This window comes from Chryseobacterium sp. YIM B08800 (genome assembly GCF_026163565.1).
Lineage (GTDB): Bacteria > Bacteroidota > Bacteroidia > Flavobacteriales > Weeksellaceae > Chryseobacterium.
Window position 1 is genome coordinate 1 of record NZ_JAPDKN010000058.1, and the last position, 22,782, is coordinate 22,782.

The 22,782-nt window shown below is 32.4% G+C and carries 24 protein-coding genes; 12 read left to right on the forward strand and 12 right to left on the reverse strand.

Going from position 1 to position 22,782, the window contains the following annotated elements; all coding sequences use genetic code 11:
• The first annotated feature begins 50 nt into the window (after positions 1-50).
• The 10 genes from OEW74_RS17440 (at position 51) to OEW74_RS17485 (ending at position 11,221) form a co-directional block, all read left to right on the forward strand.
• Positions 51-602 carry an NADPH-dependent FMN reductase gene (locus OEW74_RS17440; protein ID WP_074228149.1) on the forward strand — a complete coding sequence of 184 codons (552 nt, stop codon included), beginning with the start codon at positions 51-53 and terminating at the stop codon, positions 600-602.
• A gap of 278 nt (positions 603-880) precedes the next feature.
• Complete coding sequence (gene purM, locus OEW74_RS17445) at positions 881-1,873, forward strand: phosphoribosylformylglycinamidine cyclo-ligase (protein ID WP_265429675.1); 993 nt, start codon at positions 881-883, stop codon at positions 1,871-1,873.
• Positions 1,874-2,023: 150 nt separating this feature from the next.
• Positions 2,024-2,602, forward strand: coding sequence for a phosphoribosylglycinamide formyltransferase (gene purN / locus OEW74_RS17450; protein WP_265429676.1), 579 nt, complete (start codon positions 2,024-2,026; stop codon positions 2,600-2,602).
• Positions 2,603-2,630: 28 nt separating this feature from the next.
• Positions 2,631-3,656: a proline-specific peptidase family protein gene (locus tag OEW74_RS17455; RefSeq protein WP_265429677.1), complete on the forward strand. Its 1,026-nt coding sequence runs from the start codon at positions 2,631-2,633 to the stop codon at positions 3,654-3,656.
• A 249-nt stretch (positions 3,657-3,905) separates the two neighbouring features.
• A complete protein-coding gene (gene purH / locus OEW74_RS17460; protein WP_265429702.1) occupies positions 3,906-5,420 on the forward strand; it encodes a bifunctional phosphoribosylaminoimidazolecarboxamide formyltransferase/IMP cyclohydrolase in 1,515 nt (504 codons plus the stop codon).
• 88 nt (positions 5,421-5,508) lie between these two features.
• Positions 5,509-6,747, forward strand: a complete 1,239-nt coding sequence (gene purD, locus OEW74_RS17465) for a phosphoribosylamine--glycine ligase (RefSeq protein WP_265429678.1) — start codon at positions 5,509-5,511, stop codon at positions 6,745-6,747.
• 156 nt (positions 6,748-6,903) lie between these two features.
• Positions 6,904-8,433, forward strand: a complete 1,530-nt coding sequence (gene guaA, locus OEW74_RS17470) for a glutamine-hydrolyzing GMP synthase (protein ID WP_265429679.1) — start codon at positions 6,904-6,906, stop codon at positions 8,431-8,433.
• 85 nt (positions 8,434-8,518) lie between these two features.
• On the forward strand, positions 8,519-9,415 hold the full coding sequence (locus tag OEW74_RS17475; RefSeq protein WP_265429680.1) for a hypothetical protein: 897 nt from the start codon (positions 8,519-8,521) through the stop codon (positions 9,413-9,415).
• A gap of 48 nt (positions 9,416-9,463) precedes the next feature.
• Positions 9,464-10,300 (forward strand): prephenate dehydratase, encoded by an 837-nt coding sequence (pheA, locus tag OEW74_RS17480; protein ID WP_265429681.1) that lies wholly within the window; start codon positions 9,464-9,466, stop codon positions 10,298-10,300.
• 219 nt (positions 10,301-10,519) lie between these two features.
• The gene (locus tag OEW74_RS17485) at positions 10,520-11,221 is read left to right on the forward strand and encodes a hypothetical protein (RefSeq protein WP_265429682.1); all 702 of its coding nucleotides are present in this window, start codon (positions 10,520-10,522) and stop codon (positions 11,219-11,221) included.
• Between the two features lies 1 nt (position 11,222).
• On the opposite strand, the gene OEW74_RS17490 is transcribed toward OEW74_RS17485, so the two are convergent.
• Together OEW74_RS17490 and OEW74_RS17495 are read right to left on the reverse strand one after the other, a co-directional pair.
• The gene (locus OEW74_RS17490) at positions 11,223-11,867 is read right to left on the reverse strand and encodes a hypothetical protein (protein WP_265429683.1); all 645 of its coding nucleotides are present in this window, start codon (positions 11,865-11,867) and stop codon (positions 11,223-11,225) included.
• Between the two features lie 2 nt (positions 11,868-11,869).
• Entirely contained in the window at positions 11,870-12,307 is a 438-nt protein-coding gene (locus OEW74_RS17495; RefSeq protein ID WP_265429684.1) for a hypothetical protein, read from the reverse strand.
• Between the two features lie 110 nt (positions 12,308-12,417).
• Here OEW74_RS17495 and OEW74_RS17500 point away from each other — a divergent pair, with 110 nt between their 5' ends.
• Complete coding sequence (locus tag OEW74_RS17500) at positions 12,418-14,076, forward strand: ABC1 kinase family protein (protein WP_265429685.1); 1,659 nt, start codon at positions 12,418-12,420, stop codon at positions 14,074-14,076.
• Between the two features lie 184 nt (positions 14,077-14,260).
• A complete protein-coding gene (locus tag OEW74_RS17505) occupies positions 14,261-15,613 on the forward strand; it encodes a DEAD/DEAH box helicase (protein ID WP_265429686.1) in 1,353 nt (450 codons plus the stop codon).
• Between the two features lie 79 nt (positions 15,614-15,692).
• On the opposite strand, the gene OEW74_RS17510 is transcribed toward OEW74_RS17505, so the two are convergent.
• The 10 genes from OEW74_RS17510 to OEW74_RS17555 all read right to left on the reverse strand — a co-directional run bounded on the left by OEW74_RS17510 (position 15,693) and on the right by OEW74_RS17555 (position 22,705).
• Positions 15,693-16,157, reverse strand: a complete 465-nt coding sequence (locus OEW74_RS17510) for a lipocalin family protein (protein ID WP_265429687.1) — start codon at positions 16,155-16,157, stop codon at positions 15,693-15,695.
• 133 nt (positions 16,158-16,290) lie between these two features.
• Positions 16,291-16,947, reverse strand: a complete 657-nt coding sequence (locus tag OEW74_RS17515; protein ID WP_265429688.1) for a GDSL-type esterase/lipase family protein — start codon at positions 16,945-16,947, stop codon at positions 16,291-16,293.
• 79 nt (positions 16,948-17,026) lie between these two features.
• Entirely contained in the window at positions 17,027-17,485 is a 459-nt protein-coding gene (locus OEW74_RS17520) for a lipocalin family protein (protein WP_265429689.1), read from the reverse strand.
• Positions 17,486-17,711: 226 nt separating this feature from the next.
• A complete protein-coding gene (locus OEW74_RS17525; RefSeq protein ID WP_265429690.1) occupies positions 17,712-18,875 on the reverse strand; it encodes an iron-containing alcohol dehydrogenase in 1,164 nt (387 codons plus the stop codon).
• A gap of 95 nt (positions 18,876-18,970) precedes the next feature.
• The gene (locus tag OEW74_RS17530) at positions 18,971-19,405 is read right to left on the reverse strand and encodes a WG repeat-containing protein (protein ID WP_265429691.1); all 435 of its coding nucleotides are present in this window, start codon (positions 19,403-19,405) and stop codon (positions 18,971-18,973) included.
• 24 nt (positions 19,406-19,429) lie between these two features.
• On the reverse strand, positions 19,430-19,684 hold the full coding sequence (locus OEW74_RS17535; protein WP_265429692.1) for a hypothetical protein: 255 nt from the start codon (positions 19,682-19,684) through the stop codon (positions 19,430-19,432).
• A 5-nt stretch (positions 19,685-19,689) separates the two neighbouring features.
• Complete coding sequence (locus OEW74_RS17540) at positions 19,690-20,103, reverse strand: hypothetical protein (RefSeq protein WP_265429693.1); 414 nt, start codon at positions 20,101-20,103, stop codon at positions 19,690-19,692.
• A 146-nt stretch (positions 20,104-20,249) separates the two neighbouring features.
• Entirely contained in the window at positions 20,250-20,654 is a 405-nt protein-coding gene (locus tag OEW74_RS17545; protein WP_265429694.1) for a hypothetical protein, read from the reverse strand.
• Between the two features lie 61 nt (positions 20,655-20,715).
• Positions 20,716-21,378, reverse strand: a complete 663-nt coding sequence (locus tag OEW74_RS17550) for a hypothetical protein (RefSeq protein WP_265429695.1) — start codon at positions 21,376-21,378, stop codon at positions 20,716-20,718.
• A gap of 10 nt (positions 21,379-21,388) precedes the next feature.
• Positions 21,389-22,705: a hypothetical protein gene (locus OEW74_RS17555; protein WP_265429696.1), complete on the reverse strand. Its 1,317-nt coding sequence runs from the start codon at positions 22,703-22,705 to the stop codon at positions 21,389-21,391.
• Positions 22,706-22,782 lie beyond the last annotated feature (77 nt).

Consider the following 22,782-nt stretch of genomic DNA (forward strand, 5'->3'; position numbering starts at 1 on the left):
TACTACTTCCACAATAATACATTAAAACTTAGACAAATTTAAATTATACAATGAAAATTTTAGCAGTAGCAGGAAGTAATTCCGAAACATCAATCAATAAATTATTAGTTTCTTATGCAGCTTCATTAATCGAAAATGCAGAAGTGGAAATCGTAGATATGAACGATTTTGAAATGCCAATCTACAAACACCAGCGCGAAGTGGAAAGTGGAGTTCCTCAGGAAGCAAAAAACTTTGCAGAAAAAATTGATGCTGCAGACATTCTTTTAGTTTCTTTATCAGAGCACAACGGAACATATTCCACTGCTTTTAAAAATGTTTTCGATTGGACTTCAAGAATTAAAGACAGAGCGGTTTGGAACGAAAAACCAATGTTGTTAATGGCTACAGCTCCTGGTGGAAGAGGTGGTTTGGGAGTTTTAGAAGCTGCAGAAAAGCGTTTTCCGCTACATGGAGGGAATATTATCGATACTTTCACGCTTCCATTCTTTAATGATAACTTCGATAAAGAAAATAAAAAAGTTTCTAACATCGATAAAAACAGTGAGTTACAGGAGAAATTAAATAAGATTTCTGCTGTTGAAATAATCTTAGAAAAATAGCATTTGAAAATTAATATAAAATTAATATCTTTGCAAAAAGAAAAAGTAATGAAAATTCAGACCACTTTTAAAGAATGTTTCTCCGAAAAAGGGAAAATTGTGGACTCTGAAATTCTGAAATAAAATAACGGCCGATAATCTACCAAGATTGTCGGCTTTTTTGTTTTCTAAATTTGAATAAAAAGTATATTAAAAAGACATAGAGATACAAGATATCAGATACAAGATTTATTAAGTCTAAAATCTGAAATCTAACATCTAAAAAATCTAAATAAAACATGAGCAACACGTACAAATCTGCAGGAGTAGACAAAGAAGAAGGTTACAAAACCGTTGACAAGATCAAAAAAGCGGTGGGTGAAACTCACAATTCCAATGTTTTGAATCATTTGGGAAGTTTTGGAGCTTTCTACGAAATCGGAGGTTACAAAAATCCCGTGTTGGTTTCCGGAACGGATGGAGTAGGAACGAAGCTTAAAGTGGCTTTAGACTCAAAAAAATACGATTCTATCGGGGTTGATTGTTTCGCAATGTGTGCCAATGATATTCTTTGTCACGGTGCAAAACCATTGTTCTTCCTGGATTATTTGGCTTGTGGAAAATTAGATTCCGAAATTGCTGCAGAAATCGTTTTAGGAATGGTAGAAGCTTGTAAAGACAACAACTGCGCATTAATCGGTGGTGAAACTGCCGAAATGCCGGGAATGTACAAGCCTGGAGATTACGATGTTGCAGGATTCTGCGTAGGAATTGTTGAAAAAGATCAAATTATTGACGGCTCAAAAATCAAATCGGGTGACAAAATTATTGCTTTGCCAAGTTCAGGTTTCCATTCAAACGGATTTTCTTTGGTAAGAAAAGTTTTCCCGGATTTTAATGAAGAATTCGAAGGAAAACCTTTGTACGAAACACTTTTGGTTCCTACAAGACTATATTATAAAGATATTCATAAGGTAATCGAAGAAGTAAAAGTTGCAGGTATTGCTCACATTACAGGCGGTGGTTTGTACGAAAATATTCCAAGAATTATCGGTGATGGTTTGTGTGCTTCCATTGATGCTTCAAAAATTCAGATTCCAAGCGTTATGTTGGAACTAGAAAAAAGAGGTGGTGTTGCTCGCGAAGAAATGTTCGGAACTTTCAACATGGGAGTTGGGATGATTATCGTTGTTGATGCAGAACACGCAGAAAAAGTTTTACATCTTCTTGACGACGCTTACGAAATCGGAGAAATCACTGAAGGAAGCGAAAAGATAGATTTAAAATTTTAGGAGCTTAATCCCGCTTTCCGCTATATCTTTTTCGCCAACGCTTTTTTACAAAGCCATTTCAGAAAAAGGATGCCGCTGCAATCGGGGCTAGTTAATAATATAGAAAGCCTTGTCAAGGTTTCAAACCTTGACAAGGCTCACAAAATAAAAATGAAAAATATAGTCATTTTAGTTTCAGGTTCAGGAACCAATCTTCAGCGAATTATTGATACTATTGAAAATGGAGAAATCCAAAATGCAAAAGTATCTTTGGTAGTTGCCGACAGAGAATGTTTTGGATTGGAAAGAGCAAAAAATCATAACATAGAAAACGTTTTGATTCCGAGAGGGAAAAACTTCAGCAGCGAATTGAGTAAAATCATTCCCGAAAATACAGATTTAATCGTATTAGCAGGATTTTTATCAATTTTAAAACCTGAGTTTTGTGAAAATTGGAGCGGAAAAATAATCAATATTCATCCTGCTTTGCTTCCAAAATTTGGAGGAAAAGGAATGTGGGGACATCACGTTCACAATGCTGTGATTGAAGCCAAAGAAAAAGAAAGTGGAGCAACCGTACATTTCGTAACTCCCGGAATTGATGAAGGAGAAGCTATTCTTCAAAAATCATTTGAAGTTACAGAAGATGATACGCCTGAAACTGTAGCCGAAAAAGTTCATAAAATTGAATATGAAATTTTTCCAAAAGCGATTGATAAAGTTTTGAGAAATCAAACGAATTTCAAATAAAAAAACAATAAAAAAAACACCATCACAAATGACAAAAAAAATTATTATTTCACTTTTGACCGTTTTTACGATCATTTCGTGCAGTCAGAATACAGAAAAAAAGCAAGGCGATTTTGCCGAAAATTATTTTAATTATGGCGATTCCATCGAATCGGGCGGCGTGAAGATGATTCCAATTACAACTCCGGTTGGAAATTTTAAAGTCTGGACGAAGCGTTTTGGAAACAATCCGAAAATAAAAGTTCTGCTTTTACACGGAGGTCCCGGAATGACGCACGAATATATGGAATGCTTTGAAACTTTTTTTCAAAGAGAAGGTTTTGAGTTTTACGAATATGATCAATTGGGATCTTATTACAGCGATCAGCCGAAAGACGAAAGTCTCTGGACGACAGATCGTTTCGTAGAAGAAGTAGAGCAGGTGAGAAAAGCAATTGGTGCAGACCAATCTAATTTTTATGTGTTGGGAAATTCTTGGGGCGGAATTTTAGCAATGGAATACGCTTTGAAATACCAAAAAAACTTAAAAGGTTTATTGGTTGCCAATATGGTAGCGAGCGCTCCGGAATACGGGAAATATGCTGAGGAAGTTTTAGCCAAGCAAATGAAGCCCGAAATTTTGAAAGAAATTAGAGCTATTGAAGCTAAAAAAGATTTTGGAAACCCACGTTATATGGAATTGTTGCTGCCCAACTTTTACCACGAGCACGTTTGCCGCTTGAAAGAATGGCCGGATGGATTAAACCGCGCATTGAAACACGGAAACGAGCAGGTTTATACCTTAATGCAAGGTCCGAGCGAGTTTGGAATCAGTGGTCGTTTGGCAAATTGGGACATTAAAAATCGTTTGAAAGAAATTACCGTTCCTACATTAATGATCGGTGCAAAATACGACACGATGGATCCTAAAGCAATGGAAGAGCAAAGTAAAATGGTAAAAAATGGAAAATATTTGTATTGTCCGAACGGAAGCCATCTTGCAATGTGGGACGACCAAAAAGTTTTTATGAATGGGGTAATCAATTTTATAAAAGATGTTGATTCTCAAAAATAAAATTCAGTATAAAGACACACTTAGATTGATAAAAAAATATTTCGAAAAAAGTAAAAAATCTAAGTAAAAGTAAGATCGGAGGTGAAAGAACCGGTCTACAGTTTGAAATAACTGTAAAAAGTAAAAATTGAAAAGTCCTGAAAAAGGACGATTTAACCAAGTGTAGGGTGAAACCCTATGCTGAAAATGAAAGTAAAAATGAGTGAAAATCGCAGTCTTGCGGTTTTCGCTTGCAAAAATGAAAAATCTATGAGCAAGAGAGTTTTGATCAGTGTTTCTGACAAAAGCGGATTAACAGAATTCGCACAGTTTTTAGAATCCCAAAATTATGAATTGATTTCTACAGGCGGGACATTCAAACATTTGAAAGACGCTGGTTTAAATCCCATTCAGATTGATGAAGTAACAGATTTCCCTGAAATGTTGGATGGAAGAGTGAAAACTTTACACCCGAAAGTTCACGGTGGTTTATTGGCGGTTCGTTCAAACGAAGAACACATGAAAACCGTTCAGGAACACGGAATTGGCTTGATCGATATGGTAATCGTAAACCTTTATCCGTTTTTCGAAAATGTAAACAAAGACATTTCTTTACACGAAAAAGTAGAATTTATCGACATCGGAGGCCCTTCAATGCTTCGTTCAGCAGCCAAAAATTTTGATTCGGTAACGGTAATTACTGATGTTGAAGATTATGCAGCCGTAAAAATCGAAATGGAACAAAACGGTGACACGTACATCGAAACTCGTAAAAAATTGGCAGGAAAAGTATTTAATCTTACTTCGGCTTATGATGCAGCAATTTCAAGAATGCTTTTAGAAGAAGATTATCCAACTTATTTAAGTGCTTCTTACAAAAAAGTTGCTGACCTTAGATATGGTGAAAATCCGCATCAAACGGCAGCTTATTACACTTCTACTTTCGAAAATGGAGCGATGAAAGATTTCGAACAATTGGGAGGTAAAGAATTGTCTTTCAATAATCTTCGCGATATGGATCTTTGCTGGAAAGTAGTTACAGAATTTAAAGAAGAAATGGCTTGTTGTGCGGTAAAACATTCTACACCTTGTGGCGTTGCTATCGGAACTTCAGCTCTAGAAACCTACCAGAAAACTTTCGAATGTGATCCTGTTTCTATCTTTGGCGGAATTGTTGCAATGAACTACAAAATTGACGCGGCAACAGCTGAAGAATTAAACAAAACATTCCTTGAAATCGTAATGGCTCCGGATTTTGATGAAGAAGCTTTGGAAGTTTTAAGAAAAAAGAAAAATTTAAGAATTATAAAAATTGTAAACCCTGTTTCAGACAAACAAACTTGGGTGAAGGTTGACGGTGGAATTTTAGTTCAGGACAACGACAGTATTTTCTCTGATGATATTAAAGTAGTTACTGAAACACAGCCTACTGAGGAGCAGAAAAAAGCATTATTATTCTCTCAAAGAGTTGTAAAATATGTGAAATCTAACGCGATTGTAGTTTCTAACGGAATTCAGGCTTTCGGAATCGGCGGCGGACAAGTGAACAGAATCTGGGCAACCCAACAAGCAATTGAAAGAGCAAAAGAAAAATTCTCAGGAGACTTAGTTTTGGCTTCTGATGCATTTTTCCCTTTCCGTGATGTGGTAGATTTCTGCGCTCAGGAAGGTATTACGGCAATTATTCAGCCGGGAGGAAGTGTAAAAGACCAAGACAGCATCGATGCCGCAAATGAGCATAAAATTCCGATGATGTTTACAGGAATTAGACATTTTTTCCATTAATTAAAATAGAATTAAAAAGTAATTTGGGATTGTATTTATAGCATTCAAAATTATATATTTGTAAAATAGACTAGATAATAAATAAAGTATGAGAATATTAATCATAGGTGAAGGTGGAAGAGAATCTGCTTTGGCAGCAAAACTTCAGAAGGATTCTAGAGTGAGTCATATGTTTTTCGCCAACGGAAATGCAACTACTGGTGCGATAGGAAAAAATGTTCATTTATCAGAGATTAAAGAACTTAGAGATTTTGCAATTAAGGAGAAAGTAGATCTTACAATTGTAGGTCCCGAAGCTCCTTTGGTAGCTGGTTTGAAGGACGAATTTAAGAAACATGGTCTTAAAGTTTTCGGTCCGAATCAGAAAGTAGCAAGTCTTGAAGGAAGTAAGGCTTTCTCTAAGAAATTTATGCAGACCTATGATATTAAAACGGCGAAAGCTGTGGTATTTGATTCTTATCCTGAAGCTAAAGAATATGTTCAGAAGCAGGAATATCCTTTAGTAATTAAAGCAAGTGGTCTTGCTGGTGGAAAAGGTGTTGTAATCTGCGAAACTTTGGAAGAAGCAGAAGCTACGATTCACGATTTCATGATCAGAAGAATCTATGGCGATGCAGGAATCCGTTTGGTTATCGAAGAGCATTTGGTAGGTTTTGAAGCTTCAATTATTGCATTCTCAAATGGTGAAAAAATATTCCCTTGTATTGCTGCTAAAGATTACAAAAAAGTAGGAAACGGCGATACGGGTCCAAATACAGGAGGAATGGGTTCTGTGGCTCCAAGCCCTGAATTCACAGAAGTACATTACGTTGATTTCGAAAATAATATTTTGAACCCAACCGTAAAAGGTCTTAAAGCTGAAGGTTTCACTTTCAAAGGAATGATTTTCTTCGGATTGATGATTACTAAAAACGGAACTTACTTACTAGAATACAACATGAGATTCGGTGATCCTGAAACTCAGGTTTTGATGGCATTAATGGAAAATAATCTGTTAGATGTAATTAACGACTGTATGGAAGGAAAAGAAATTGAACTTAAATTCAAAGACGAAAAAGCAGTTTGTCTTGTAATGTGTTCAGGAGGTTATCCTAGAAATATCGAAACCGGTTTTGAAATCACTGGTGAAGAAAAAGTAAGACACAGTCAGCTTTTATATGCAGGTGCCATCAAAAAAGGAGATAAAGTAGTTTCTAACGGCGGTAGAGTTTTAAATATCGTTGCAACAGGTGCTACTTACGAAGATGCCCGCAAAAAAGTTTACGAAGACGCAAGTCACGTACATTTCGATTACGGCTTCTACAGAGAAGACATCGGAAAGTTTTAAAATAAAATCACGAAAAAAGATTTGGAGCTATTCCAAGTCTTTTTTTGTAAAACAGTTAGAATTTAGATATTAGATACAAGATTCTAGATTTCAGACTAAAAAATCTGTTGTCTGATGTCTTAAATCTGATATCATTTAAAAAAATCAATTATAAAAATGAATAACGGTATTATCATATTAGATTTCGGATCACAATACAACCAGCTTATCGGAAGAAGAATCCGTGAGATGGGGGTTTACTCTGAAATTTTACCTTTCAATACACCATTAGAAACAATTTTAGAAAAGCAACCGAGAGGAATTATCCTTTCAGGAGGTCCAAGCTCTGTAAATGCAGAAAATGCACACTTAGTTGAAAAAGAATTGTACGAACAAGGAATTCCTGTTTTAGGAATCTGCTACGGAATGCAGCTTACCGCACATCTTTTGGGCGGTAAAGTACATAAAGGCGAAAAAGGCGAATACGGAAAAGCGCACTTGGAGATTATAAAAGAATCTTCTTTATTAAATGGCATTACCAATAATTCTATCGTTTGGATGAGCCATTTTGACGAGGTTGGAGAATTACCTGCAGGTTTTGAATTAAATGCAAAATCTGGTGTAATTGCTTCAATTTCTAATGAAGATAAAAAAATCTATTGTGTACAGTTTCATCCGGAAGTTTCTCATACAGAAGAAGGTGGTAAAATGTTAGAAAATTTCGTTTTCTCTATCTGTAATGCAGAGAAAAACTGGAAACTGACCAATTATATCGAAAAAACAGTTGCAGAAATTAAAGAAAGAGTAGGAGATCAGAAAGTGATTCTGGGTCTTTCAGGAGGAGTAGATTCTTCTGTTGCTGCAGTGTTGATTCACAAAGCGATCGGTGATCAACTGACTTGTATCTTTGTTGATACAGGATTATTGAGAAAAGATGAAGATGTAAAAGTAATGCAGAATTACGGTGAGCATTTCCATATGAACATTAAACTTGTTGATGCTAAAGAAAGATTCTTATCTAAATTGGCCGGAGTTGATGATCCTGAAGCTAAAAGAAAAATTATCGGGAACGAATTTATTCACGTTTTTGATGAAGAATCTCATAAAATTGAAGGGGCTAAATTCTTAGCTCAGGGAACAATTTATCCTGACGTGATTGAAAGTCAGTCTGTAAATGGTCCATCTGCAGTGATCAAATCTCACCACAATGTGGGTGGGCTTCCTGAAGATATGGAGTTCGAATTATTGGAGCCTTTAAGAGAGTTATTCAAAGACGAAGTAAGAAAAGTAGGTGAAGAATTGGGTATTCCTCATCATTTGGTACACAGACACCCTTTCCCTGGTCCAGGTTTGGGAATCAGAGTTTTAGGAGCTGTAGACGCTGAAAAAGTAAGAATTCTACAAGAAGCGGATGATATTTTCATCGAAGAATTGTACAAAAACGATTTGTATGAGAAAGTTTCTCAGGCTTTTGTGGTACTTCTTCCTGTAAAATCTGTAGGAGTAATGGGGGACGAAAGAACTTACGAATATACTGCGGTTGTTCGTTCTGCAAACACCATCGACTTTATGACAGCAACTTGGAGCAAACTTCCTTACGAGTTTTTAGATACGGTTTCAAGCAGAATCATCAACGAAGTAAGAGGAATCAACAGAGTAGCCTACGACATTTCAAGCAAACCACCTGCAACAATCGAGTGGGAATAATCTTGACTTGAATTTTTAAATATAGATCCTGCCTTTTTTGGCGGGATTTTTTATGTATTTTTAAAATAAATTTTACCACAATTTTATGAAATATAATTTAACAATTTTATTGTTATTTCTTTTGTCGTTAAAAGCGATTGCAAGTCCTCAATCGCCAGATTTAATTATTTATAAGAATGATACGATTCCAACTTATAATTTATTGATTGAAAGGTATCTAAAAGAAAAATTTAATGATGATGAATTAGCAAAATTTAGTTTTAAAGGAGAACTTATTCCTTTGTCATGTTGGCGTGGTTATCAAGGAGTTTATGAAGTTATTGATAATAAACTATATTTATCAGGTATGATTGATTGTGGAAATTCAAGATATAGAAACAGATGGTTTAATGGAGATTCTTTGGCGAGAATGAAAGAGATTTTTGGAGATAAAGTTATTAATGGAAGAGTTTTGATGGATTGGTTTTCCGGGAGTATTAATTTTACTGAGAATTTTCATAAAAAAAATATTTTACGAGAAGATATATTTTTTTTAAGGAGAATTTTCCGAAACGAAAAAGTACTTGATTTCAGCAACGGAAATTTAATAAAGGATTACAACGTAGATAATTACGAAAAAGTGAAGGGTGGTTACAATAGATTAAATAAAAATAAAATTTCTGATATTATTTTTAAACTTCTTAGTAAAGTTAATTTTAAAAATGATAAAGATTTTGATTGTTCTGATAAATATGTCATAACCATTGGAGAGAAAGGCAAAATATCTAAGGTTAAAATGGTTCGTGATGAGAAGGAAATTGATAAATATTATGATAAAGATGAATATCTGTTTTGTATAAAGAAAATTGAGAATAGTTTGGTTAATCTTAAATTTGATATTTTAAAAAATAGAGGTAAACCTATTTCTGAAGATGTATACATCGAAATAGATCAGCAAGAGAATGGTAAATTAAAAAATGAAACCTATAAATACAAGGAATAAAAAATGTAATAAAAATTATTTTTATTCAATATTTTCTACATTTGTCCTATGAAAATAGCATACCTCGGTCCAAAAGCCAGTTTCACACAATTAGCAGCGTCTCAGATTTTTCCGAGTGAAGAATTAGTTCCTCAGTCGAGTATTTTAGATTGCTTTAATGCGGTGAAAAATAATGAAGTAGATAAAGCCGTAGTTCCATTAGAAAACTCTATTGAAGGAACAGTTTCGATGACCCTCGATTATCTCTATGATTTTGAGGTTTTTATTGAAACCGAATTGGTGATGCCGATTGCGCATCATTTGATGATCCATCCCGATAACGAAACTTTTGAGAAAGTGATTTCACATCCTCAAGCTTTGGCGCAGACTTTTCATTTCAGACACGAAAATTTTAAAGATATTCCGTCGCAGGATTTCAGTTCTACAGCAGCTTCAGCAAAGCTGGTTTCTGAAAACTCTCAGGAAAAATGGGCAGCAATTGCCAACCGATATTCTGCAAAATTGTATGGTTTAAAAATAATTCATGAAAATATTCAGGATTTTGAACAGAATCATACCAAGTTTATTGTAATCTCAAAAACAAGATCAGCTTTAAATATTCCTTTACCCAGAACTTCAGAAAAAACTTCTCTAATCATTACACTTCCCGAAGACCATGCAGGAGGTCTTCATCAGGTACTTTCTGTTTTTGCTTGGCGAAAAATGAATCTCTCTAAAATCGAAAGCAGAACACTGAAAACAGGTTTGGGAAATTATTTTTTCTTCATCAATGTAGCAAGTGAATGGCACAATGTTCTGTCTCAAAATGCAATCGATGAGATTATTTCATTAGGTTCTAATGTGAAATTTTTAGGACATTATAATGAATATGTTTTTGAAGAATAGATTTTTTAAACCTTAATTTAAAGCTATTAAGCTTACAACTTAATATTTAGGTGAAATAAATTTGTCTGTTAGAGAGGATTAATTCATATAATTTGAAACTCTTTTCTTTGAATTAAGATTTTTTTTGAATCTGAATAAGTGAAAATAATGAATTGCAGAAATTTAGGTAAACAATAATTGCCAAAATTTCTGTAATTTACATTTCCAAAATTTTCACAGATGATAGATAAATTAAAATCTAAAAACAGTATTAATGATGAATTTAAATATGTTGCCAAACTTCTAAGCCGTGCGACATTTAGCTTCCTTAAGATCAATCTTATCGGGCAAATTTCTATTGCTATTTTATGCGTCATTACAATCATTTTAATTATTGCTCAAACTTTTAATAATGGGGGTGGTCCCGTTCATACCAATGGGCAAGCTGCTATTTTAGTATTGTTTGCAGCAAGACCAATTTCTTTTGGATTAACTATTCTGACTGCTTTTGGAGCTCCATTTTTACTTTTCACATTAGGAAATAAATATGTGATAGCTCGCACGATCAATAGATTGATCGCTGATAAAGGCGAACAAATACTTTTCCCGATGATTGACAGGATTTTAAATAAAGTAAAAGCCAATCAGCCCCAATTATTTCAGAAGGGAACAGATAAAGCGAAGCTTCAGTTAAAGATTTTACAGGAAATAAGAGATTCTAAAGAAAATAAATGGTTCAAAAAAATCATTATTTACGGTTTTAAAAAAGTGGAACTTGACGAAATAGATTTTAAAGATGAAAACGTAAGCTTTACTGAGATTTTAAAAACTAAAATTATTGATAAGCTTAAAGATATTTCAGAGCCAAGCCGACTATTTTTCTATTTGATTTTAGGATGGCAAACTTTAATTTTGTTGTTGACGGTTTTTAAGGTGATTTAAACTATTCTTTAAACTGAATATTTGTACACTTGTTTTTTTCGTACCAATCGATCCAAATTTTTCTATCTTTTTCGTAAACCCCTCCAGGATATGTTCTGGCGTAATTAAGCATGCTCTCGGATGAAACATGACTGTATTTCGAAATGAAATTTAAAGCCTCATGAAATTTTCTTCCTTGAATGGAATAAATTAATGTGTCAATGAATTTTATTGATTCGAAAAACTTTTCTTTAAATTTAAGGTTTTCTTTACAATCAACTGTCTTTCCGCAGATATCAGGACTGTCTAAAAGTATCAATCTATAATCTTTATAATTAAAAGATGTATCGATGCCTTCATGATAATAAACTTCACTGTAAGTTTTTGATAAATAGTTGAATTTTGCATCACTTTGAACAGTTAACTGATATTTTTTTGTTGTGTCAATTAGAGTTTCAAAATTTTTTAAGCATGATTTAGCCTTAGTAAAAAAAGCTTGCATCGTATCATTTTTCAGAAAATAAACATAATCATTTTCTGTGGAATCTATTCTGACAATTTTTGAATTAACTTTCAGTGTTTCAGATTTAAAGTAAACATTTTTTATTTTGTAAGCTTTACATGAAACAAACATTAGAACTATAATGAGATAAATATATTTCGTCATAATCAATATTTTACAGGATTCGGATCGATATATTTTAAGAGTGTAAATCTTGGATTTATTAGATTTCCCGTAATATTTTCACAATCGACAAAATGCTGGGATTTCATTCCTGTTTTCCATATCAAAATACCATTATCAATTATAGTTTCCTGGCCGATTTCTGTTCTTAAGTTAGCGTAAACTTGTTTTTGTAAATACAAAGTATATTTTTTATTAAGCTTGATTTCACGATAATTTTTATTCGTAAAACTCGTATCCACAACTTTAGTGAAAATACCTTCAATAGAATCATTTTTAAAATGAAAAATATGAATTCCGTTTTTGGTTTCTATTTTAAAGAATTTTGCTTTTGTTAAAACATAATTTCCATGTAAAACATATTGTGTGTGTTTTCTTGAAATACAGCTTATAATAAGACTAAGAATTAAGATTAAAATCAAATTTTTCAACATAAATCAAAAATATAAATCTTTTTTAGAATTTAAATTAAAATTTTCAAAAGGAATAATTTTTGAACGTAACTTGCAATTTAATTTACTCTCACTACAATATGTTTGATAAGCAGCAACGAAAACTCAAAAGATCGGCAAAACTAATTTCCGTTTTAAGCAAATACGGATTCAAAGATATGATTGCAAGAATGGGCAAAAAACCGGAAGGGGATTTTGCGCAGTCTGATGAAATTATATCTAAAGGAACGGTTTACGAAAGAATTCGTCTTGCTTTGGAAGAGTTGGGTCCCACTTTTGTAAAGCTTGGGCAAACTTTTAGCAATCGTGAAGATCTGCTTCCACCGGAACTGATTCAGGAACTTCAAAAGCTTCAGGACAGGGTAGAAGTGGTAGAAATGAATGTAGAGGAGATTCTTGAAAATGAATTTAATATTATTCCGAAAGAACATTTCTCGGAAATTATTGCAAAACCTTTGGCAACCGCTTCTATCGCTCAGGTTTACAAAGCGACTTTAATTTCTGGTGAAGACGTCATTTTGAAAATCAAAAAACCGGATGTTTTATCAGTTATTGAAGATGATTTATTATTAATAAAAGATTTGGTGAAACTTATTTCCACTTATTCTGAAATCGGTGCCAAACTCAATCTTAAACAGGCGATTTCCACTTTTGAAAAATCTTTGCTGGAAGAAGTTTCTTTAGTAAATGAGAGAAATAATATCCAACAGTTTGCTTTAAATTTTAAAAATAATAAAGAAACTTACGTTCCGAAGGTATATGATGAATTTTCCAACAACAATGTTTTGTGTATGGAATTTATCGACGGCATTAAAGTGACTGATAAGGACGAATTGTTAAAACATAATATCGATCCAGTTGTTGTTTCGGAAGTCGGTTTAAGGCTTTTTGTTTCACAGATTTTAGATTACGGATTTTTCCACGCCGATCCTCATGCAGGAAATATTTTAGTGAAAAAAGATGGAAAAGTTGTTTTCATTGACTTCGGTGCTGTTGGAAAAATTCAGCCGAATGACAAAGAGATTTTGGAAAGTTTAATTGTGGCTTTTGTTGCTAAAAATTCTCATAAAATTGTTCGTCATCTTAAAAAAATGGCGGTGAGCTATGAAATTCCTGATGAAAGAAGATTTGAAAATGATGTTGAAGAAGTTTTAAATTTCGTTCACAGCACTTCTTTGAAAGATATTGATCCGCATATTATCATCAATAAAATGAAAGATGTTCTGAAAGATAATAGGTTGTACATGCCCGATTATTTTTATCTTTTATTTAAAGGAATTGGTTTGATAGAAGGTGTGGGAAGAACGATTAATCCTGATCTGGATATTGTGAAAAGTTTGCATCCCTACACAAAAAAAATATTAACCAAGAAAATAAGTCCCAAAAAACTCCTGAAAACAGGAATGGAAAAGGTGATGACTTTCACCGATAATGTGGATGAAATACCTAAAGAACTTCGTTCTGTGTTGCAGAAATTAGATGATAACAGTTTTACAATTTCGAGTGAAATAAAAAATATTGAAAAGACTAATCAGTTAATAAAATCGAGCATTGTGAATCTTATTTTGGCGATGATTTTAGGAGCGAATATTATTGCAACAGCCATTGTTTTTGTTTCAGAATCTGGGCCAAGAATTGGAGAGATGTCTTTGGTTGCTGTTTTGGGATTTTGCTTTTCAGTTTTACTTGTTATCATTCTTTTATTGAGAATTTCAAGAAAAGAAGATTCCCACAGATAGCACAGATTTTCACAGAGGTTTGAAAATAAAAATTGCCACGGATGCACGAATTATATATTCAAAAATTCGATGTGTTATAATCGAAATATAAGATGGTCATCTGTGTAAATCCGTGAAATCTGTGGGACAAAAACATCCATCTTCCAGTCTAAAAATACAAAAATTAATTACCTATCTTTGCAAAATGGAAAAACTCACTTTTGCAGACTTTGACCTTCCGGTTAAAGTTCTTGATGTTTTAGCAGATTTAAATTTATTTGAGCCCACTCCAATTCAGGAAAAAAGTATCGGTCCGATTCTTTCGGGAAGAGATGTGATGGGAATTGCACAAACGGGAACAGGAAAAACGTTAGCTTATTTATTACCGGTTTTAAAAACATGGAAATACAATAAAAACGGAAATCCTACCGTGGTGGTTTTGGTTCCTACAAGAGAATTGGTTGTTCAGGTAACAGAAATTGTAGAAAAACTGACGGAAAACCTTACTGCAAGAGTAATCGGAATTTTTGGTGGAAAGAATATCAACACACAGAAACTATTGTTTGACAATGGTTGTGATATTTTGGTAGGAACTCCTGGTAGAATCATGGATTTGGCGATTGATAATGCAATTTCATTAAAAGAAGTTCAAAAATTGATCATTGATGAATTTGATGAAATGCTGAATTTAGGTTTCAGACCACAATTAACGCATATCTTCGAAATGATGCGTGAGAAAAGACAGAATATTCTTTTTTCAGCAACGATGACTGAAGCTGTTGATGATATGTTGGATGAATATTTCGCAGGCCCCATTGAAATTTCATTAGCAAAATCTGGAACTCCGCTTGAAAAAATTGAGCAAACCGCTTATAAAGTTGAAAACTTCAACACAAAGATCAATTTACTGGAACACTTGTTGAAAACCAATGAGGATATGTCTAAGGTTTTGATTTTTGCAAACAACAAAAAACACGCAGATTTACTTTTCACTCAAATTAATGAGCTTTTTCCAAAAGAGTTTGATGTAATTCACTCTAATAAATCTCAAAACTACAGATTAAAGGCGATGAAACGCTTTGAAAATGAAGAAATCAGAGGTTTAATTACGACTGATGTAATGGCGAGAGGTCTTGATATTTCAGATATTACCCATGTTGTGAATTTTGAAACTCCGGAAGTTCCGGAACAGTATATTCACAGAATTGGTAGAACTGGTAGAGCAGATAAAGATGGTAAAGCAGTAACTTTTGTTACCAAAAAAGAAGATGATTTGGCTTTAGATATTGAGTTGCTAATGGATAAAGAATTGACATACATCGACTTCCCAGAAGAGGTGAAAATCAATCCTAAGAAAATTGCATCTGAAGAAGATCAGATTGTAATGAAAAATCCGGCTCAGGTAAAACTTTTTGATGGTGGAGGAGCTTTCCATGAGAAAAAAGATAAGAATAAAAAAGAAAACTGGGGTGGCCCTTCTAAAAGAAAAGCTCCCAAAAAATTCGGAGCCAATAGATCACAACAGAAAGCAATTTCTAAATCTAAGAGAAAGAAATAATAAAAATGCGTCTCAAGCGAGGCGCATTTTTTTATTCAAAGCCGATATTGTTTTCTGTAGATTTTAAAACGTATAAATTTTATTGTTGCTTTTTAAATAAAAGAACTGAGGTGTCATTTACGCCATCATTATTGTAATCTTCGATATGATCAACAGTCATCATTTCGGTACTGCTAAGTGAATGAACAACGGCAGATTCTACCACAGAATCTGAGTAGGTAAAAGTCAGCATTTTTGAATTTTCGCTGTATTGATACGTTCCGGTATCAAATCCGTCAGCAATGCATTCCATATTATTTTTAGTGTAATATTTTATACTGAAGCCTTGATTTTGTCCGAATTCGAAAGTGTTTAGAGCTTCGCAACCTGTAACAGAACTTGACTGTAAAATGGCATTATTTGAACCTGAAATCATCATTGTTTTACTCATTTTCCAAGTTCCTACAATGGGTTTTATAGCGGTTTGATTATTTTCATTGTCATCATTGCTGCAGGAAGAAAATAGAAATATTGTGACAAATGCCAGTAAAAAACTTTTTTTCATCGAAGTTTTGTTTGTGTATATTACTACAAAACTATGTTTTTTTAAAATACTGACAATGAAGTAATTGAAAAAAAAGCGACTTCAACTGAAATCGCTCTTGTTTTTCGAATTATCGAATATTTTTTAATCTTATTTATTTCATATAAGGATTCATCACCTTCGTCCACAGTCTGTAACCTTCTGGTGTCATGTGAAGCATGTCTTCTACAAAAAGATCTTTTCTGATATTTCCGTTATTATCGTTCATCACCTTTGTAATGTCTATGAAATCTGCGTTTTTTTCTTTTTTCATAAACTTTGCAATTTTTTTATTGGCTTCTTTCATTTGAGGCCAAAGATTTTCGCGGCTCGGCGAATATTTTATTGAAATATAATCAACCTGAATAGCCGGGAATTTCTTGCGTATTTTTTTGTAGAATGTTTTATAACGGTCAACCACAACATCGGCTTTTAATTGTGCATCATCGGCAAAATCGTTTTCTCCGCAATAAATAATGATCTGTTTAGGCTGATAAGGGCTCAATAAATCTTCAGAAAAATAGTTTAAATCTGTTAATCTTGATCCACCGAAACCTCTGTTGATAATGGTTTTGCCTGGGAAATAGTCTGAAACATCCTGCCATTTTGTAAATGATGAACTACCGACTAAAAGAATAGAATTTTTCGGAGGTGCATTTTCCTGATCTAATTTTTTGAAATTTTGAATGTCTTGCCAGAACATTGGATGTTTTTCCTGAGAGAAAATCAGGGCGAAAGTCAGTAGCAATACTACTGATAAAATCTTCTTCATTGTTTCTAAATTTTTTACAGTAGTAAATATAAAAAAAACTCCCGTAAAAAACGGGAGCCTATATCTTATATTATTGTTTTTATCTTTTATAAGTAATATAACTGGTGTCTATAATCATATCTCCATTTACATCAACATTTCCAAACAGTTGCACAAGTCTAAGTTCTGTATTGCTTAGAATATCAACTCTGTATGCTCTTTCGCTGTCATTATTATATTTTATAACCAATAATTTATCCTCATTAGAGTATGTATAAGTTCCTTCTGTTTTTTGACTGGTGCAATCTGCACCTACTCCTGAAAAACTTGTATAAGAAGCGTAATAATCTGTTCTGAATTCTGTAGTACTTTTGATATCACAACCTGTAGGAGTGAATGTTTGTAATACTGTGCTATTGTCTTTTCCTGATATTACCTCAGTTTTTACAGTTTTCCATTCGCCTTTCAGCATGTCCATTTCATAACCCTGAACGTCATCATCTTCACAAGATGTCAATGCTAATGCAGAAAAGGCAAATAAGAGTAAGTGTTTTTTCATTTTCACAAATTTAAGAATATGCTAAAATATAAATAAATTTGTAATATCTATAATGAAATTAAGGTTTTTTAAACAAATGTTTGTAGAAAATATAATCTAGGCAACAGGTTTTAGGGTTTAGGTTTTAGGAAAATTTCTAAAGTCTCATAATTTCTCATCTTCCTGAAAAATGTATGACCCTAATTTTTTTAACTAAATCATAAACCCTAATATCTATTCCCTAATTTTAATAACTCATCTCAACGATTTTGAAAGCATCTTGAGGTGTAAGATTTTTATTTTCGCCCAGACCTAGCCAGTTTCTTTCAGTGAAAGCTTTCTCAACTCTTTCTGCAGTTCCGGCAAAATCTTGAGTATAATCTGATAGTTTAGTCTGAATTTGAAGACTGTGGAAAAACTCTTCCAGTTTTACAATCGCTTGCTCAGCTTTTTCTTCAGTACTTCCTTCTGTAATTCCCCAAACTCGCTCTGCGTATTGTGCCAGTTTTCCTTTTTTAGCATCAAAATTATAACGGTAATGTGAAGGTGCAACTACAGCTAAAGTTCTTGCATGATCAATTCCGTAATAAGCGGTTAATTCGTGTCCCATTGCGTGAACAGCCCAATCGGTAATCACTCCTTTTTGGATTAAACCGTTTAAAGCCATTGTACAACACCACATGAAATTTCCTGCAGCATCATAATCAAATTCCTCAGACATTACTTTTGGAGCGGCATTCTGAAGACTTATTAAAATACTTTCTGCAATTCTTTCCTGAAGATCAGCAGAAGAAGGAGCCGTCATATATTGTTCTAAAACGTGAGTATAAGCATCTGCGATTCCGTTTGCAATCTGATTTTTAGGAATTGATCTGATTACTTCAGGATCTAAAACTGAAAATTGCGGAAACAATCCCGGTCCACCTGAAGACAATTTTTCGTTGGTTTCTCTTCTTGAAATTACATATCCTGAATTCATTTCAGATCCTGTAGCAGGCAACGTGAGAATGGTTCCGAAAGGCATTCCTTCACCTTCAAAAGTACGAACCGGTTTTTTAAGAATTTCCCAAGGCTCACCTTCGTAATTGGCAGCTGCAGAAAGGAATTTAACGCCATCAATCACAGATCCGCCACCAACAGCAAGAAGATAATTGATTTTGTTTTCTTTGATAAAGCTTAAAGCATTGATAAGAACTTCATATTCAGGATTGGCAGGAACGCCGCCAAATTCGTGTAAATTGTGATCTTTTAAAGCTTCTTTTACCTGATCGTAAACACCGTTTTTCTTGATGCTTCCGCCACCATAAATCATTAATATTTTGGCATCTTTAGGAATTTCATTTGAAATTTTTGCAATTTCACCTTTTCCGAAAAGTATTTTTGTAGGATTTTTAAACTCGAAATTAAGCATTGTTCTAAATTATTTACATCAAATGTAAGAATAGAAACACGAAATCTGAGTTAAGAAAGTTTTAAAATTTGTATGATTATATTTTATGTAAACTATTACAGTTTTGATTTTAATTCATCTAAACTGTAAATCGCTGAAATTACTTCTTTTCCGCTTGAATCGATCAATCCAAATTTGTTGTTGATAGATTCAACCAAAGCAAAATCTTTCTTTAGCTCTCCAAACTTCCCGATGTTTTGATAGATTGCCGGAAGAATTTCTTTTCCATTTTTATCAATGAGCCCATAAGTATTTGTAATAGCTTTCACCAAAGCAAAATCAGGATGTATTTTGCCGAATTTTTCAATTTTAGAGTAAATGGGCGCTACAATCTGTTTTTTATTTTGATCAATAAAGCCATAAGTTCCAGACGAGGTTTTTACTAAAGCCCAATTTTTTTGATAATCACCATAAGAATAAACTTTTCTGTATTGAGCAAAAGAGGAAATGCTTAGAAAAGTAAAAATGAGAATAAATAAAGTTTTTTTCATCTGTTCTTAAACTAAATTGACTAATTATAAATATTTAGACTTTCTGGATTTTATTTCAGCATTGATCTGACCAATACTGATAAAACTCGGCATTAATGTCAATGTACTGCCGATTACAACAGCGATTAAAGCAAAATTTTTTGACATCATCGCAAAATAAAAAAGAAGGCAACATGCAATAATCATTACAATTCCTAATCCTATTATAGCACTTAAAACCATTTTTTTCTTTGATTCTAATTCTTCTATACTCAGCTCAGATAATTTATTCGTTTTCATAATTTTTAATCCAATACAATTCTGTAATATCCGTTTTCTTTTGTCGCTACAACGTTTTCAAAATCAATTTTATCAATTTGAAAGCCATCACAATCCGTTGTAACACCAGATGATTTAATAGAAAAAAAGAAAATATTTGGCGCTGCAGTAAATCTATATTCTTGCGTTCCGTTAAACAATCCTACATTTTTTAAGATAACTTTGTGGTCGTCAGTTTGTGTAAGTTCTACACTTGTATAACTGTCTTGCCCGGTTTTTCTCATAATGTTGTATGTTGTAAGACTTCCATTCTGAATTAAATTTTCTCCTGTAGAATTTACAAACTCAAAAACTACTTTTTCGGGAGCAGTATAACAATCTTTTTTACACGAAACTAGAATTAACGAAAAGCAAAGCAATAGCAAAATTTTTTTAAACACAATTGATATTTTTAGATTTGAATCTCACGAAATTACAAAAAATAAGAGAAGATTTTATTAAAATTCCCTTAAAGTTGAAAAAAAATATAATGTAAGTTGCTTGTTTATAATTTCCTACAATACAACAAGAGATTTAAAATGAAAAATTATTCTAAAGTAATTTTATAGTATCCTTTTTCGTCTGTTACGTCAATGGCGATACCAGTAAATGTCAGCTTATTGATTTGGTAACCATCGCAACCTCCTTTAAATTCTGAAGACTGTATTGAAAAATCAAAAACTTTTACATTAGAATAAAAAGTATAGTTTTTTGTCCCATTATAAGCCCCCACATTTTCTAAAACAATTTTATTATCATCGGTTTTAGTTAATTGTATACTAACGTGATTTTCATCCTGAATCGAATAATTACCAAGTGTTCCATTGGCAATGAGATTTTCATCATTAGAATTTACAAACTCAAAAACGATGGGTTGCGGAGCATTATAGCATTCTTCACCACAAGCTGTGAAAACAAAAGCCATTAAAAGAAATAAGAATATATTTTTCATTTAATTTGGTTAATTGATGCGAAAGTAAAATTAATGATTAAACTGAAGTATTCAAAATTATTTATAATCCGGAATTATTGTAACGAAATCTGAATATTTTTAAAACCTGCGCAAGTTGATAATTACTAATGTCAAAATCATCAATCTTGATTTCAATTTTTTCATTATTATGGAAAAAATATAAATAATTAATTTCGGGTTTGTAATCGTTTTTAGATTCTCGGCTTACTAAATATTTTGATGTAATTTTTTCAAGCTGTATTTCATTCCAAACGTATATTGGATTATTTTCTATCTGAATCCCTTTTCTGTTTATAGAAATCATGATTTTAGATATTTTCTTAATCTCTAAAATTATTTTTACAATGAAATAACCTGTAAATCCTATTAGTAAAATCAATACAAATATTGAAACGAAATTTGGTTTAATGATAATCGATAAAAGAAAAAGAATTCCTACCATCACAAAAATACTGTACGTAGAAATGGCTATAATTCTGCCAGAACGTGAATATTTAATAACTATTTCATCTGGAACAGTATCTTCTAGGTATTCAATTTTATCATGCTTATGAATATTGTATTCTTTATGAATAAAAACGCCATTAATAAATGCACCAATAAAAAATATAATTGAAATAATAAAATTAAATTGAAGAAGATAAACTCCTATTGCAAAAGCTAAAATACCAAGGATGGTGTAAAAAATAATTCCGAATTTCATGTTTATTTTATTAATCTATTTCATATTGATTATTCAACTTCGCATTCAATTTATCCTGAAAAGGTATTGCAATTTCATCATCAGTAAAAATATTGTAGGATGAAAGAATATCATTAGCACACCATCTGATTTTCCAATTGTGATCTTTTGTCATTTTTTGAATTTTTTGAATGATAATATTTCCTTTAGTAAAATCAGCCTCATCAAGCCAAGAATCTACAGAGATAAGTGCTTTTAGCCTAATTTTATCATCATTATTACTTAGTTCTTGGTAGAGATAATCAATTACTTTTCTTGAAGCTGAAGATGGTTCAGAATCATAAAAAATTTCCTCAAGAATATTAAAAATTGCTTTTGGCTGATTACTTTTTTTAGCAATTTCAAAAAGTCTTATAAATTCATTGCACAAAAACTCTTTCCATACATCGGTATTTTCAGAAAGAGCGTAATAGATAGAATCGAGGTTTGTTTCTTCAAATTCGGTAATGCTTTCACAATAAGACTTTAACTCATTAGGATAGTTTGTGGCTTGAAGTCTTATATCTTCAAGATTTTTCTGAAGTTCTTTTTCTGGTAAAGAAAATAAATCGTTTAATTTTAAAATGTTTTCAAAAATGGAAATCCCGGTTTTTCTTTCTTGTTTTTCCGGGTTTCTAAAATCTGTTTTTTGAAATTTAGCTCTGAAGAATTTTAAACATTTTTCAATTTTATAATCTTGCTGGTCAAGATCATCAATTTGAAATTCCACTTTTTGGTTTTTATAATTCAACGTAAGATATTGTACATCTACTTCATATTTTGAATGCTCTCTATGCTCTTGTTTTTTGATCAATCTTTCGTTTTTAATATCACTCCAAAGCATTTTTTCAGAGTTTAAAATAATACCTTGATTATTAATTATTAAAATATCTTTCTGTGAAACTTTTTTTAATAATTTAAATATTTTAAAAAGATAGGCAACAATAAAATAAGATGCAATGGCAATCATTACATATTCAAAACCCTTATAATTTTGATAATCAGTTCCTGCAAGGCTTATAAAATATATTCCGACAATAATAAAGATCAGATAGCCTAGAAAACTAATAGCTAATGATACATTTGAATAATTAATAATCATTTCTGTTGAAAAATCAGACTTTTCAATTTGGAAATCTTTTTCTTTTTCATACAAATGTTCTGTGTATGCGCACAAAGCACATATTATAGAGCCTATAGCAAAAGAAAGGCTAAATAAAAATTCTTTTTCAAAAAAATAAATAGAGATTGCTGCTGAAAGTACAGTTAGAAATGAGAATATTAAAGTTCCATATTTTTGTTTTACCATTTGTTTTTAAGTTTTTAGCGAAGATACATTTTAAAGATAATTTTGGAAGAGTTATTTACTAATTTTCATGAAATTTC